Genomic DNA, 16,388 nt, shown 5'->3' with positions numbered 1-16,388 from the left:
TGCAACTATAGCAGGAAATAAAATTATTGGAACGTTCCTAGTAAATCTTTGTGCTATTTTTACTTCAATGTGTAGAATCAAAGGTAACTTGTTAACGGAGTGAAAACCACGTGAGTGAAATAAATACAAACCAATCGTTTGTCGCCGATGGTTCGCAGCAAAATAAAAACTACCTGCTACCACTGACAGCAATGACAACCCTGTTCTTTTTATGGGGTTTCATTACAGTTTTAAATGACGTGTTGATCCCGCGCTTAAAAGGGGTGTTCGATTTAACCTACACAGAGGCAATGCTGGTTCAGTTTTGTTTCTTTGGCGCTTACTTTATTGTTTCGCTACCTGCGGGTATGTTGGTTAAAAAAATGGGCTACAAAAATGGCGTACTAACCGGCTTAGTCGTAGCATCAATTGGCTGTATGTTATTTTACCCAGCAGTTGTTGTGCATGAGTACTGGTTATTCTTAGGTGCGTTATTTGTTCTAGCAGCAGGTATTACCGTATTACAGGTATCTGCTAACCCGTATGTTGTGGCGTTAGGTCCTGAAAAAACGGCGTCGTCACGTTTAAATTTAGCACAAGCACTTAACTCACTAGGTACCACAGTTGGTCCATATGTGGGTGGTATTTTATTCTTTGGTACAGCAGGCACATTAGCTGCAAACGCAGCAACTGCAGAATCTGTAAAAGTGCCTTACCTTATGCTTGCAGCAGCACTACTGACCATTGCTGTAGTATTTGCCTTCTTTAAATTACCTGTGATTGCAGAGCATACAGAAGAGCAAGACTGTAAAGCGAAAGGCCACAGCCTTGCCGAAGCACCTCATTTAATGATGGGTGTTGTAGGTATCTTCTGTTACGTAGGTGCAGAGGTTTCAATTGGTAGCTTCTTAGTAAACTATTTTGGCGAAGAACACATCGCTGGCCTTGAAGAGCATGCGGCTGCAAGCCTAATTGCTTATTACTGGGGCGGTGCAATGGTGGGTCGTTTCATTGGCTCTGCAGCACTTCAAAAGATTGCGCCTTCAAAAGCGTTATTCTTTAATGCCATGATGGTTATTGTATTGCTGTTAGTGACTATTTTCACTGAAGGTGATGTGGCGCTTTACTCTGTACTTGCGATTGGTTTATTTAACTCAATTATGTTCCCGACTATTTTCTCTGTTGCTATTGAAGGTTTAGGCTCACTAACTAGTAAAGGTTCGGGTTGGTTATGTTTAGCAATCGTTGGTGGTGCCTTAGTACCATTAGTACAAGGTGTAGTCGCTGATACAGTAAACATCCAACAAAGCTTCTTCGTACCAGTGATTTGTTATGCATTTATCGCTTGGTATGGCTTAAATGTTGTACGTTTAGCTGATAGCTGGAAAAAACGCATCGGCTAAAAATAACAATTAATAAAAACCCCGCACTGAGTTGCGGGGTTTTTTTGTGCCATTTTTTTGCTAAAGCGAACAAAACTAGATGACAAAATGATTTAATGAATACGTATTCAGGGGCGCTTTAAGTAATAATTTATGGGAACGTTCCAATTTGGTTTTTGCTGCTTTTTTATTAATGTGACTTAAGAAGTGGAATTGGCTGCCGTTAACAAAGTAATTGATTTTCAAAGAAAGCATACTTTAATAAAAGGAACGTTTTTCTAGTTTTAGCTTAATTTTATAAGACAAAGAGCTTTAAATTTGTTAAATATAATGAGGCTAACAACGAAAAAAATAACAAACAGGTTTGTCATGCAAAGCACTCTTAAATTTACCACCAAGGTAACTGTGGCTGCATCACTGGTTTTAGTGATAGTGCTCGGTTTATTCACCATTAATAACTTCATCTCTATGCGCAGCCAAACGCAGGAGCAGCTTTCGCTCGTTCTTCAAGAGATTTCTCAGTCAGTGTCGCAAAACATAGCTAACTGGTTAAATGCTAAATTAGCGATTGTTTCGTCAGTTGCTGATACCTATCAACTTGGTGATAGCAAAGAGCTTACACTTACGCAGCTGAACACAGCCGACAAAGCGGGGAGTTTTAAGAATACCTATATTGGTATCACGGATGGCACCTTTGTATTGAATGACCAATCTGTTGTCTTACCGCCAGACTACGATGCAACAACACGCCCGTGGTACAAGCTTGTTGAAAACAAAACAAACACTGCCTTTACTGCTCCTTATATTGACGTAACCACCAATGAACTGACTATTTCAGCTGTAGCGCCTATGCAAGCTAACGGTGTGTTTAGCGGGGTTGCAGGTGCCGACATCGACATGAAAACCATTACTAAAATCGTCAACGAAATTGACTTTTTAGGCTTTGGTTATGGCTTTTTACTAGATAGTGAAGGGCGCATTTTAAGCCACCCAGAAACTAAATTTAACGACAAAAACATGAGTGACTTATTTGGTAAAAGCTTGTCGTTACAATCTGAGTTTGTTGAAGTACAGGTAGGTGGCTTAGATAAATTGGTATCGTTTACCAAAATCAAAGGAATTCAAAACGTTGATTGGTATTTAGGTGTGGTGATCAACGAAGAAATTGCTTACTCATCAGTTGCCTCATTTAGAAATATGGCGGCTATTTACATGCTAATGGGTATAGTGGCGATTGTATTAATGATGCAGTTTTTACTTCGCTATTTAATGCGTCCAATGCAGCGCTTAAACGATGCAATTAAAGATATTGCCCAAGGTGAGGGGGATTTAACTCGCCGTCTTGAGGTTGAAAACAATGACGAGTTTGGCGAGTTAAGCCATTACTTTAATGCGTTCATCGAGAAAATTCATACATCAATCGAGCAAGTTAAAAATACCACCGTTGAGCTTGAACGCTTAGTTGAGAGTTTAGTTAACCAAACTCAAGGCACGCTCGACATGTATGCTGACCAAACAAAACGTACTGATAACGTGGCAACGGCAATCAATGAACTGACATCGAGTGCGGTAGAAATCTCAAATAGTGCAAGTAATGCGTCAACGTTAGCAACCAGTGCTAACAGCCAATCGTTACAAAGCCAATCTGCATTAGCTGACAACTTATCCGCGATTAATGCTTTATCTCGTAATATGGAGCAGGCGCAAAAAACCATTAATAGTTTAGATGCACACACTGTAAGCATTGGCCAAGTGCTTGAAGTGATCAAAGGTGTGAGTGAACAAACTAACTTGCTCGCTCTTAATGCGGCGATAGAGGCGGCCCGTGCCGGTGAAGCAGGTCGTGGTTTTGCGGTTGTAGCTGACGAAGTACGCCAACTTGCGCACCGTACACAACAATCAACACAAGAAATCGAAGACACCATTTCTCAGTTACAACAAGGTTCTGCGACTGCCGTTGAAGTTATGACGGCCAGTATTCGCGACAGTGAAAAGAGTGTTGAGCAAGCTCATGTAGCAGGCGATAAAATGGCTGAGGTAACCCGTGCCATTGAGTCAATCGATGAGGTGAACCACAGTGTTGCTAATGCCACGACTGAGCAAAACCAAGTGATTCAAAGCCTAGACAGTGATATACACTCAATTAGTGAGCTTTCAAATCAAGGTCAAAGCAATCTTAATAATACATTGAATGAGTGCACTAAATTGAAAGCCCAGTTCTATGAGCTTGAGCAATTGGTACTTAAATTTAAAGTTTAGTTGTTAAGAGACTGCAATTTTGGATCAAAATTGGCTTAATGCCATTACGTTAAACAGTGTCGACACGGCGGATAAACAGCGTCGTGCCTTCACGTTATTTGCCATGGCTTTTTTTGCCATCGTATTAATCACTTCGTTAGTGTTATCTAACTATCAAATTTACGCCTTACCGCTCACTATTATGTTAGTGGTGAGCGATATAACTATTGTGCTGTGCATGCTCTATTACTTTCGCACTGGTGCTTTAGTCTCTGTAAGCTGCATTATTTTATCGATTATTTTGCTTCTCTGTGTGGCCTTGGTGTACACCGGTGGCAAAGAAAACACCGCTTTATATTGGCTCATGTTTTACCCTATTGTGGCTTATGTCACTTTAGGGTTAAAAGTGGGCAGTGTGTTGGTTGGTATTATGTACGCTAGTGCAGTTGCACTGCTGTTTAGCCCCAACTTTGGGCAAGCGCATTACGGGCAAGTTGAAACCTCACGGTTTTTAGCCTCTTTCACTATGGTAATTTTGTTTTCTGGGATCAGTGAATACTTTAGGCAAAAAAGCCATCAAAAAATTGCTGATATTACCTTAATAGAAAAACGCGATGCATTAACAGACCCACTAACAGGCCTTGCCAATCGTCGTTACATTTATGAGCATATTCAGCCGCGCCTTGAAGCTGAAGCGGCTAATTATTTACCTATGTCGGTATTATTAATTGATTTAGATAACTTTAAATCACTTAACGATACTTATGGTCATGACTTTGGCGATCAGGCATTAATAGCCTTTACCTCTATGCTGCACGATAAATTACGTGGCACAGATATAAAAGCCCGTTATGGCGGCGAAGAGTTTATTATTTTGCTGCCAAAAGCCGGGCTTAACATTGCCCATGCGGTGGCTGAAAAACTGCGTAGTTATGTCGCCGAAAAACAGATCCCTTATGATGTTGGGCAGTCTGTAACCATTACCTGTAGTATTGGCATTGCCAGCCTAGAACGTGGTAGCCAATTTAGTAAAGCGATTAAACAAGCCGACGACAACCTCTATAAAGCCAAAGCGAAAGGGCGTAATGTCGTGGTCTCTGATTTAACTGAGATAAGCTAAATGGCCAAGCTAATTTATGTATACGACCCAATGTGTAGTTGGTGCTGGGGCTACAGAGAAACCTGGTTAAAACTAAAAGCTGCCCTTGGCGATAAACTGGCTATTGAATATAAAGTGGGTGGCCTTGCGCCTGATTCAGATGAGCTAATGCCAATAGATATGCAGCAGTTTTTACAGCAAACATGGCAACGTATAGAACAGCAGCTTGGCACTCCATTTAATCATGAGTTTTGGCATACCGCGCAACCACGTCGCTCTACTTACCCTGCATGCCGTGCTGTGCTTGTTGCAAGGCAGCACAATAAAGAATGTGAAATGCTTTACGCCATTCAAAAAGCCTACTACTTAAATGCACAAAATCCATCTGACATCAGCACTCTTGCAAGCCTTGCTGAGCAAATAGGGTTAGAAAAAAACGCATTTATAAACGAAATTGAAAGTGAAAAAATAAATTCATTACTCATGGCCGAAATAAACCAAGCCAGAAGCTTACCTATTCAAGGATTTCCATCTTTAGTCCTTGAAAATAAAGGGCTATACACTGCTATCCCGGTTAATTATCAAGACTGGCAAAGCACTTATCAGCAAATAACATCTCATATTTAGTTCCCGAAACCCTCCAACTTTTGCCTTATCTTTGCGCAATATAAACTAATTGTTACAGCTGTCATATTTTTGTATTTTTTGCGCAACATGCTTGTCATTTTTCATCGTTATCCTTTCGCACAATAAAACAACCCAACTAGCAAATTAAGCTAACTTAACGAGTAAAGGTGTATGCGATGAAAGGCGTTAAACCACTGATTTTAGCAGGTATTGTAGCGGCATCTGCAGCAGTACATGCAAACGATCTAGATAAAGTAATTGATAAAAGCAGCGAGATAAACAAATCTGCAGCGCAATCACAAACTAAAATCGACAAGATTGCAGATTCAATGCAAGGTCGTTTACAACAATTCAAAGCCCTTAATAAAGAAATTGACGGCTTAACTGTTTATAACGCGCAACTTACTAAGCAATTGAATAACCAAATTGCAGAAATGGACGCGTTAAACGAGTCAATGGATCAGGTATCGGTTATCGAGCGTCAAATTACGCCGTTAATGATGCGTATGATCACAGGTCTTGAACAATTCGTTGCACTAGACGTGCCTTTCTTAACTGAAGAACGTAGCAAGCGTATTGCATCATTAAAAGAAATGATGGATCGCGCAGACATCACTTCAAGTGAAAAATTCCGCCGCTTACTTGAAGCTTACCAAGTAGAAGTTGATTACGGTCGCACTATCGAAGCGTATACATCATTACTGAATGTAGATGGCCAAGAGCGCGAAGTAGATTTCTTACGCATCGGTCGTTTAGAACTTATTTATTTAACACGCGATGGCAAAAAAGCAGGCAGCTGGGATAAAGAAACAAAATCGTTTGTTGAATTACCAGATTCTGCAATCAGCCAAATCAACAAAGGCTTACGCATTGCACGTAAGCAACTTGCCCCAGATATGTTAACACTGCCAGTCCACGCTGCTGAATAAGAGGTTTGAGATGAAATTATTTACGAAAATGACAAAAATGGCCGTGTTTGCAGCTGGCCTTGGTTTTGCTGGTAGCAGCCTAGCGGCTGAGCCAATGGATTTAGACTCATTACTAAAAACATTAGAGCAAGGTAAAGCACAGCAAAGCGCCGAAAATAAACAACGTGAACAAGAGTTCATGGCACGTCAAAACGAACAAGTACAAATGCTTAAAGATACACAAGCAAAACGTACTGCAATGCTTAACGAATCAGAGCGTTTAGAAACTCAGTTTGAAGAAAACGAAGTAAAGCTAGCTAACTTAACAGACACACTTTCTAACCGCATGGGTTCACTTAAAGAACTATTCGGTGTGTTACAACAAGTTGCGGGCGATTCAAGCAACAAATTCATGACGTCAGTTGTTTCTGCAGAGCTTCCTGGTCGTAGTAACTTCATGGATGAACTAGCACAAAAAATGGGTTCAACGTCAAAGCTTGCTTCTATCGATGATATCGAAAAAGTTTGGTTTGAATTACAACGCGAAATGACTGAGCAAGGTAAAGTATCTCGCTTTACAACAGATGTAATCGTTGAAGGTGGCAGCAAAGCACAAAAAGAAGTGGTGCGTGTTGGTGCATTTAACTTAATCGCAGACGGTAAATACCTTGAGTACACACCGGCTACAAATACAATCAGCCAGCTTACGCGTCAGCCTAGCAGCCGTTACACAGCAACTGCAGCTGATTTACAGCAAGCAAATTCAGGTGTTGTACCGTTCGCACTTGACCCTACAGGTGGTTCAATCTTAGGCCTTTTAGTACAAGCACCAGATACTGAAGAGCAAGTTCACCAAGGTGGTACGGTTGGTTACATCATCTTAGGTGTTGGTTTAATCGCTTTACTAATTGCACTTGAGCGTTTTGTATCTCTGATGATTATGGGTAGCAAAATCCGTCGTCAGCTTAAAGACACAGTGGCACGTGATGACAATCCACTTGGTCGCGTAATGAAAGTGAAAGATCAGTACCCAGATGTAGCGTACGACACGCTTGAGCTTAAATTAAGCGAAGCAATCATTCGTGAAATGCCAAAAATTACTCGTAACCTGACGCTAATTAAGATTATCTCTGTTGTAGCACCACTACTTGGTCTACTAGGTACGGTAACCGGTATGATTAACACCTTCCAAGCAATTACCTTGTTCGGTACAGGTGACCCTAAACTAATGGCGGGTGGTATTTCTCAGGCACTTGTAACAACGGTACTTGGTCTGGTTGTGGCTATCCCAACAGTATTCTTATACACACTTCTTAACACGCGTTCTAAAAATATGCTGTTGATTTTACAAGAGCAAAGCGCAGGTATCATCGCAGAGCGAAGCGAGAAAGGAGCATAAATCATGGTGCTATTGATTGATGCAATCAATGCTCTACGTGATTTCCTCGACACAGGTGGCCAAGTTCTCTTGGTCATCGGTGTCCTCATCTTCGCGATGTGGTTATTGATACTTGAGCGTTTTATGTATTTCTTTGGTGGCTTTAAACGCTACAAGAAAGACGTAAAAAGTACTTGGAGCAATAGAGCAGAGCGTAACAGCTGGAACGCAGAGCAAATTCGCCAAGCGATGATTTCACGCGCTGGCATGCAACTAAATAATAACCTTGCGCTAATCAACGTAATGGTTGCGTTATGTCCACTTTTAGGTCTGTTAGGTACCGTAACCGGCATGATCGAAGTATTTGATGTAATGGCAATCACAGGCACAGGCAGTGCACGTTCGATGGCATCAGGGGTGTCTAAAGCCACTATCCCAACAATGGCCGGCATGGTGGGTGCACTTTCAGGGGTTTTCGCATCAACGTTCTTACAACGTCGTGCAAAACGCGAAGTGCAATTACTTGAAGACAACATGGTCTTAGACCACTAAACGAATTTTAGGGTGATGTGAGCATCACCCACTAGGAGACTAACAATGAGAGCGCCACTAGGTAACTTATTTCAAGAAGACGACGCTGAAGAAATCAACATGACGCCAATGCTAGACGTTGTTTTCATCATGCTTATCTTCTTTATCGTAACAGCATCATTCGTAAAAGAAGCCGGTATTGATGTAAACCGCCCAGAAGCGGCAACGGCAGTGAAAAAAGAGCGTGCCAACATCTTAGTTGCTATTTCTGACAAAGGTGAAATTTGGATCAACAAACGCCAAGTAGATGTTCGTGCAGTACAAGCAAATATCGAGCGCTTAAAAGCTGAAAATCCACAAGGTAGTGTGGTTATTCAAGCTGATAAGAAAGCCACAACCGATGTACTTATTAAAGTAATGGATGCATCACGTGCTGCAGGCGCATTTGATGTGTCGATTGCTGCGCAAGAAGCATCATAAGGAATGTGAGCGATGCGTTATATAGTTGCATTAATCATCGCTGGTATCGTGACTGTCATGCTGTTTTTAGGCATGCAGGCACTGATCACCGGTGGTGAAGGGGCCATGTCTGAGCCCGTAAAAGGAAACGTACTTGATTTTGTTCGTCTGAAAAAAGAAGAGACAGTGCAAAAGAAAGAACGTAAACCGCAAAAGCCACCAACGCCAAAAGAGCCACCTCCGCCAATGGAATCACCGCAAATGCAAAACAGTGATCCTAACGCGAGCAATGCCAACTTTGACTTTGGTGCCAGTGTTGAAGCCGACGTTAACTTAGCTGGCGGCTTAGCCCTTGAATCAAGCGACGGTGAATACTTACCGATTGTAAAAGTAGCGCCTGTTTATCCGCGCCGAGCTTTATCGCGTGGGATCGAAGGCTATGTGATTGTTGAGTTTACAGTAACCAAGCAAGGCACAGTACGTGACCCGAAAGTTATTAAAGCTGAACCAGAGTCTTTGTTTGACCGCGCTGCGATGGATGCAGCACTTAAATTTAAATATAAACCGCGCGTTGTTAACGGTGAAGCTGTTGAAGTAGCGGGCGTACAGAACAAAATTTCTTTCCAAATTAACGGTTAGAAAAGAGGAATGCGATTATGAAACCTTTAAAAGTTGCCGTGATTTGCGCGGCTGCTTTCACAAGCAGCCTTGTAGTCCCAAGCGTTGTTAGCATGTTACCAGGTGTCACACTGGCAACGGCTTACGCACAAGAACAAAAAACTAAACGGGTACCTGCACTGCGCGAAAAAGTGTATAGCCAATTAGCACGAGCACAAAAGCTGGCTGATGATGGAGATGCAAAAGCAGGGTTAGAAGCTCTTGATAGTATTCAAGAGCGCTCTTCGAGCATGAACTCGTATGAAATTGCCATGATGCATAATTTCTACGGTTTTATTTACTACAACGAAAACGACCTTGATAAAGCAATTGCATCGTTTGAAAAAGTAGTAAACGAAGATGCGATTCCAGAAACCTTACGTGTAAGCACCATGTTTAGTTTAGCGCAACTTGCAATGGCTAATAGCGATTACGAAAAGGTAATCAAATATTTAGCACAGTGGGATGTGATTAACGACAAGCCTAAAACAGATGCTTATTATGTATTGAAATCTCAAGCGTATTATCAGCTTAAAGATTACCAAAAAGGCATTGAAAACATTAACCTAGCTATCGCAGAAGCCGACAGCAAAGGTGAAATGCCAAAAGAAAACTGGTTAATCTTACAGCGTGCAATGTACTACTCACTTAATCAGTCTGACAAAGTGGTCGAGGTACTTGAACGTTTAGTTAAGCTTTACAACAAGCCAGAGTACTGGGTTCAGTTAGGCGGCATGTACGGTGAAACGGGCGCAGAGAAAAAGCAATTAGCGGTTTTAGAAGCGGCATATCAACAAGGTTTCATGAAATCTAAATCAGATCTACGTCAATTATCACAAGTGTATTTATACAACGGCCTGGCTTTTAAAGCGGCAAATGTTATGAGTAAAGCTATGCAAGACGGTGTCGCTGAAAAATCAGCGAAAAACTATGCCTTTGTTGCAGAAGCGATGGTACAAGCAAAAGAAGCTGAAAAGTCACTTGCTTACTTTGCAAAAGCCGCTGATTTAGTAACGCATGGTCAGTACGAACAACGTATTGCAGAGGTAAGCATTAATCTTGAAAAATACGAAGAAGCAGCGGATGCAGCACGTAAAGCCCTAGATAAAGGCGGCTTAGAGTTTGAATCGAATGTGTATGTTGCCTTAGGTATGGCGCAATACAATTTACAAAACTTTGATGCCTCGATTTTAGCGTTTGAACAAGCGGAAAAACACAAAAAGTCGCAGCGTTTAGCTGAGCAATGGATCAAGTATGTGAAGCGTGAAAAAGTGCACGCCGAAACATTACGTACCGCTTTACTCTAAATCGTATTCAACAGGTAAGCGTACAAAAGAACTAATTTATAATCGCAACACCAAAGCTGCCTTCGGGCGGCTTTTTTCCGTTCCTAAAATAAACTAACTTACTATTTTTTATATAATTAATATTGTCATTTTATGTTTATTAAAGTGTAACTAGTTTGTCATACAGCTCCCGTAAGGTAGTCGCAGTTTAAAACTCAAGTGACCCAAAAGCATTAAGTTTCAGTGCTTTTTGGTGACTTGAGTTTATGCGCTAACACAATAATTAAATACCTATCTTAACGGAGTGAACAATGAAATTATCTGGCTTATTCAAGGTTAGTCTTGTAGCTACAGCAATCTCACTAGCAGGTTGTGGCGGTGGTGATATCAACATCAACGTAGAAGAAACAGTTGAGCAACCAACTACACCTACTAACCCAACTACACCACCAACAACTGAAGAGTTACCGGGTGTATACAGCCAAAGTCTTTCGAACGAAGTGTCTGCTGCATTAGGTCGTGATGTGACAGTACAAGTTCTTTCAGGCGTAATCACTGAAGATACAACATTATCAACAGACGCATTTTGGGCGCTTGATGGTGCTGTATTCGTTGGTAACGATAAAGCAGACAGTGCAACGTTAACAATTGAAGCGGGTGCGGTAGTATTCGGTAACAGCGGTTCTGATTACCTAGTTGTTAGCCGTGACTCTAAAATTGAAGCTACAGGTACTAAAAACGACCCTATCATCTTTACTTCTAAGCAAGACGTAGTTGGTGAAGAAACATCTGCAGGCCAATGGGGCGGTATGGTGCTTCTTGGTAACGGTATCTCTAATAAGTGTCCTGCTGAAGGCGATTGTGCTCTTCAAGTTGAAGGTGTTGAATCTGGTGCTGTATTCGGCGGTACAGACAATACAGATAGTTCTGGTACTTTAAAGTACGTTGTTGTTAAAAATGCTGGTTATGAAATTGCCCCAGATAATGAACTAAATGGTATTACATTTGGTGCTGTTGGTTCTGGTACAACGGTTGAGTACTTACAAGTTCACAACAACTCAGATGATGGTGTTGAATTCTTCGGTGGTGCGGTAAATCTGAAGCACGTTGTATTAACAAGCATCGACGACGATAGCATCGACTGGGACAATGGTTACCAAGGTAAAATGCAATTCGTTTACGTTGAACAAGATCCAGATTCAACAGATGCAAACCGTGGTATCGAAGCAGATAACGACGGTAGCACACCTTCTAAAGAACCAAAATCATTACCAATCATCTCTAACTTAACAATCATCGGCAACAACTTCGACGGTGAAGACGATGCTGAGGGTATCTACCTTCGTGAAGGTACAGGTTTACACCTTTACAACTCTGTGATCACTGGCTCTGACGAAATGGGTGAGTGTTTAGAAATTGAAGGTGCTGAAGACGGTGTAAGCGAAACAGTTAATAACGCTAACGATGGTACTATCTTAATTCAAAACACATTCATGTCGTGTACTAATGGCGAAAACTTCAAAAACCCAGTTGATGGTAGCGGCAATTCATTACTAGAGCTTGAAACGTGGTTTACAGCACAATCTGGTAACGTAATCAATGATAAGCCAATGCTTGGTGCAAACGGTCAACCAATTGCAGGTTCTCCATTACTAGGCGCGGGCCAAGATGTAGCAAATACTGTTGATGCGTTCTTCGATACAGTTGACTTTGTTGGTGCACTGAATGATTCAGATGACTGGCGTGAAGGTTGGGCATTTGGTTACGGTGGCGGTGAAGTAACTGCACCACCAGCAGTAGCAGGTTGTCCATCAGGTACAACGTCAATTTCTCCAGTTGATGGCAGCACAACAACATGTGAAGTGTCTGGTCGTATCACCGCTGATTTAACTCTTACTGCGGGTAACTACTACGCATTAAGCGGCGCAGTATTTGTAGGTGAAGATAATGCAGATTCAGCTACTTTAACAATCGAGCCAGGCGTAACAGTATATGGCCGTACAGGTGATGATTACTTAGTAATTAGCCGTGGTTCAAAAATTAATGCTAACGGTACTAAAGATGAGCCAATCTCGTTCACTTCAAGCCAAGATGTGATGGGTGGTACTACAGCCGCTGGTCAATGGGGTGGTTTAGTACTTCTTGGTAACGCACCATCAAACAAGTGTCCAGCAGAAGGTGATTGTGCACTTCAAGTTGAAGGTGTTGAGTCAGGTGCGGTGTTCGGTGGTACTGATACAACGGATAACTCAGGTACACTGCGTTATGTTCGTGTGATGAATGGTGGGTACGAAATCGCACCAGATAACGAATTAAACGGTATCACGTTCGGTGGTGTTGGTTCTGGTACAACTGTTGAGTATGTACAAGTACACCAAAATGCGGATGACGGTGTTGAGTTCTTCGGTGGTAACGTTCAAGCGAAGTACTTAGTACTAACAAGCATTCAAGATGACAGCATCGACTGGGACAATGGTTTCCAAGGTAAAATGCAGCACATTCTTGTTAAGCAAGCAGCTGATAACTCAGACGCGAACCGTGGTATTGAAGCAGACAACGATGGTTCTACACCGTCTAAAACACCTAAGTCAAACCCAACAATTGCTAACTTAACAATCATCGGTAATACCTTTGATGGTGAAGATGACTCAGAAGGTATGTACTTCCGTGAAGGTACGGGTGCGCAAATCTATAACGCAATCGTAACGGGCCCTGAAGGTATGGGCGAATGTCTAGAGATTGAAGGTGCTGCTTCAGGTGAAAGTGAAACAGTTAAGAATGCTCAAGATGGTACCTTAATGATTAAATCATCAGTGATTGCATGTTCTGAAAACTTCAAAGACCCAAGTGGTGTAGATTTCAGTGTTGAAAACTGGTGGACAAACACATTAGGTAACTTAGTTGCTACAGGTCAAACGCAAGTTGTAAATGGTATCTTCACTATCGATACAACAACAGCGACAGACGTTAAAGCAATCGACGGTTTCTTCGATACAACAACGCACATTGGTGCAGTATCTGCTGATAACAACTGGACTGAAGGTTGGACAGTAGGTCTGGAATAACACAGTAAGCGAGGTGCTAAACAACGTGTTTAGCACCTTTAAACAACTTTCTGTAACTTATTTCAGATAGAGGTAAACATGAAACAATATTCAAAACAGTTCAGCTTAACAGCACTAAGCGCAGCTATCTTATGCGGATTGAGTGTCTCAGCACACGCAGCTGAAGCAGACGAAGAAGCTGTTCTTGAAGAAGTTGTTGTAAGTGCAAGTCGTTTAAAAGGCACTGCAACAGCTGTTCTAGAAGAGCGTAAACAGCAAGCATTCGTTGCTGATATTATGGGTGCAGAGCAAATTTCACGTAGTGGTGATAGTGACGCTGCTGCAGCGCTACGCCGTGTAACAGGTTTAACACTTGTTGATGGTAAGTTTATTTATGTACGTGGTCTAGGTGAACGATATTCAAGTACACAGTTAAATAATTCTGCTGTACCAAGCCCAGATCCAACGCGTTCTGTATTACCACTGGATTTATTTCCATCAGGTATTATCGAAAGCTTATCAGTACAAAAATCATATTCACCGTCAATGCCAGCATCTTTTGGTGGTGGTAACGTTGATATTCGCTTGAAATCAATTCCTGATCAGTTTGTATTTGATGTGACGGGTCAGCTTGGTTATAACAACAATAACTTTGATGATGGTCTTGAATACAACGGTGGTTCGGATGACTGGTACGGTGTTGACGATGGCACACGCGAAATTCCGCGTCCTATCCTTGATGTATACCAAAGTGGTCAATCGCTTGATGATTTAACACCTGAGCAAAGCCGTGCTTTAGCACTGTCGTTAAATCGCGATTATGATCCAAAATCAGCAAAGGTTGATCCAAATACAAAGTTCACTGCCACGTTAGGTAACAGCTTTGAATCGGATAAATGGCGCTACGGTTTCTTATCGTCGCTTAGCTACGATAATAAACACGTTGTTTCAGATGAGTATCAAGGTCAAGGTTTCTTGATTGGTGAAAACTCAACAACCATGATCCGTGGTTATGACCAAGTACTAAGTACAGAACACACGGTTAAGACATCAGGAATGGTTACGGTTGGTGTTGAGTATGACAAAGCGCATAAAATTGACTACACAGCATTAATCCTACGTGATACTGAAGATAAAATTTCAGACCGTTTAGGTATTGACCAAAACAACAATACCTCAGACAACAAGCGTGTACGCTCGTACGATGTTCGTTATGAAGAGCGTGAGCTGATCGTTAATCAGTTAAAAGGTATGCATACTTTTGATTGGTTGAATTACGCGGGTTTTGACTGGAAGTATTCAATTGGTCGCTCAAACCGTTACGCACCAGGTAACATGGAAACTCGTTTCATTGTTACTGATGCTAACGAAGATGGGTTTTACGATACAGTAAACGAAAGCGCATTAACCAATGCAACAACAGCTGCACGTTACACTTTCCAAGATTTGGATGATGAAGTAGAGAACTACGGTTTTAACTTTACGTTGCCTATTATGCTAGATGGCGTGGATGTTGAGCTTAAATCAGGTGCCGACTTTATCTCTAAAGAGCGTTCAGCAACTAACCGTCGTTTTGATATCAATACACGTGCATTCTCAGATGTTGACTTAAACGGAAATGAGTTAAACACCATTTTATCTGATGATGTACTTACAAACGCGTCACTAACGCAGCCAATCTTAAACGACACAACGGTTTCAGGCGATGACTATAAGTCAGCGCAGAAAGTGGATGCATACTACTTCGAAGCTGATTTCTTCTTCAATAACACATGGCGTATTACCGGTGGTTTACGTTGGGAAGATTTCCGTCAAGTATCTGTTCCTCTTGACCCATTTACTGGTGGCCTTGCATCTTCTATCGATTATGATGAGTTAGATCAGCTCGCATTCCGTGAAGACGACGTTTATAGCGCACTTGCATTAACTTATGTACAAAGTGACGAAACGCAATGGCGCTTAAGCTATGGTGAAACTGTTGTTCGCCCAGATTTACGTGAGATTTCTGACGCAACTTACATCGATCCGCTTACAGAATACCCTGTAGGTGGTACGCCAGGTCTACGTACAACCCAAATCAAAAACTATGATTTCCGCTGGGAAAACTATTTTGATACGGGCGAGAACTTCTCTGTTGGTGTGTTCTATAAAGACATGGTTGACCCAATTGAGTCTGTTCAATCACCTGCACAAGATGGGCCACCACTGGTACGTATTGCTAATGCAGAAGATGGCTATGTTGCTGGTGTTGAATTTGAATACCTGAAAGATTTCGCTTTCTTAGGTGGATTCTGGCAAGACGTATTCATGACAGGTAACGTGACTTTAAGTGACTCAGAAATCAACATGGACCGTCAGGCGATTGTTGAACAAACAGGGGTTTCTGCAGCGGTTACAAATACAACACGTCGCATGACGGGTCACTCAAAATATGTTGTAAACATGCAGTTAGGCTATGACGCACCTAGTGGGCAACATGCTTCAACGCTAATCTATAACGTATTTGGTGAGCGGATTATAATTCCTGGCATTGAAGGTCAAGAAGATTGGATGGAGCAACCTTTCCACTCTCTAGACTTTAACTACACCTATTTCCCTGATTTCAACTCAAGCTTGAAGTTTAAAGTGACGAATATTTTGGGCGCAAAATCTGAAATAGAGTCAGCGGGTACCTTAACTCGCTCTAAAGAGAAAGGCACTGAGTTCTCAATTGAGTACAAATATCAGTTTTAAATCTCTGACCAAGGAAGGATACAATAATAAATCCTAACGTTGATTTAGCCCTGCACTAGCAGGGCTT

Annotated in this window: 12 protein-coding genes; all 12 read left to right on the top strand. The window is 41.7% G+C overall.

Going from position 1 to position 16,388, the window contains the following annotated elements:
• Nucleotides 1-110: 110 nt before the first annotated feature.
• The 12 genes from fucP to AN213_RS14935 all read left to right on the top strand — a co-directional run bounded on the left by fucP (nt 111) and on the right by AN213_RS14935 (nt 16,321).
• Nucleotides 111-1,382 carry an L-fucose:H+ symporter permease gene (gene fucP, locus AN213_RS14990; RefSeq protein WP_055021632.1) on the top strand — a complete coding sequence of 424 codons (1,272 nt, stop codon included), beginning with the start codon at nt 111-113 and terminating at the stop codon, nt 1,380-1,382.
• A gap of 348 nt (nt 1,383-1,730) precedes the next feature.
• Nucleotides 1,731-3,620 carry a methyl-accepting chemotaxis protein gene (locus AN213_RS14985; protein ID WP_054563799.1) on the top strand — a complete coding sequence of 630 codons (1,890 nt, stop codon included), beginning with the start codon at nt 1,731-1,733 and terminating at the stop codon, nt 3,618-3,620.
• Nucleotides 3,621-3,639: 19 nt separating this feature from the next.
• Entirely contained in the window at nt 3,640-4,719 is a 1,080-nt protein-coding gene (locus tag AN213_RS20265) for a diguanylate cyclase (protein WP_235575516.1), read from the top strand.
• Nucleotides 4,720-5,325 carry a DsbA family protein gene (locus AN213_RS20260; protein WP_055199000.1) on the top strand — a complete coding sequence of 202 codons (606 nt, stop codon included), beginning with the start codon at nt 4,720-4,722 and terminating at the stop codon, nt 5,323-5,325.
• A gap of 176 nt (nt 5,326-5,501) precedes the next feature.
• The gene (locus AN213_RS14970) at nt 5,502-6,254 is read left to right on the top strand and encodes a DUF3450 domain-containing protein (RefSeq protein WP_054552068.1); all 753 of its coding nucleotides are present in this window, start codon (nt 5,502-5,504) and stop codon (nt 6,252-6,254) included.
• Nucleotides 6,255-6,264: 10 nt separating this feature from the next.
• Nucleotides 6,265-7,632 carry a MotA/TolQ/ExbB proton channel family protein gene (locus tag AN213_RS14965; RefSeq protein WP_054563802.1) on the top strand — a complete coding sequence of 456 codons (1,368 nt, stop codon included), beginning with the start codon at nt 6,265-6,267 and terminating at the stop codon, nt 7,630-7,632.
• 3 nt (nt 7,633-7,635) lie between these two features.
• Nucleotides 7,636-8,163, top strand: coding sequence for a MotA/TolQ/ExbB proton channel family protein (locus AN213_RS14960; RefSeq protein ID WP_054552070.1), 528 nt, complete (start codon nt 7,636-7,638; stop codon nt 8,161-8,163).
• Between the two features lie 45 nt (nt 8,164-8,208).
• Nucleotides 8,209-8,622 (top strand): biopolymer transporter ExbD, encoded by a 414-nt coding sequence (locus AN213_RS14955; RefSeq protein ID WP_036971869.1) that lies wholly within the window; start codon nt 8,209-8,211, stop codon nt 8,620-8,622.
• Between the two features lie 12 nt (nt 8,623-8,634).
• Entirely contained in the window at nt 8,635-9,240 is a 606-nt protein-coding gene (locus AN213_RS14950; RefSeq protein WP_054552071.1) for an energy transducer TonB, read from the top strand.
• 17 nt (nt 9,241-9,257) lie between these two features.
• On the top strand, nt 9,258-10,565 hold the full coding sequence (locus AN213_RS14945) for a lipopolysaccharide assembly protein LapB (RefSeq protein WP_055198999.1): 1,308 nt from the start codon (nt 9,258-9,260) through the stop codon (nt 10,563-10,565).
• Between the two features lie 290 nt (nt 10,566-10,855).
• Nucleotides 10,856-13,609 (top strand): hypothetical protein, encoded by a 2,754-nt coding sequence (locus AN213_RS14940; RefSeq protein WP_054563805.1) that lies wholly within the window; start codon nt 10,856-10,858, stop codon nt 13,607-13,609.
• 78 nt (nt 13,610-13,687) lie between these two features.
• Nucleotides 13,688-16,321, top strand: coding sequence for a TonB-dependent receptor domain-containing protein (locus AN213_RS14935; protein WP_054563806.1), 2,634 nt, complete (start codon nt 13,688-13,690; stop codon nt 16,319-16,321).
• The last annotated feature ends 67 nt before the right edge of the window (nt 16,322-16,388 follow it).

It is taken from the genome of Pseudoalteromonas sp. P1-8, from assembly GCF_001399985.1.
Lineage (GTDB): Bacteria > Pseudomonadota > Gammaproteobacteria > Enterobacterales > Alteromonadaceae > Pseudoalteromonas.
The sequence above is the reverse complement of the archived record's forward strand: the minus strand, read 5'-3'. Positions and strand labels throughout refer to the sequence as shown.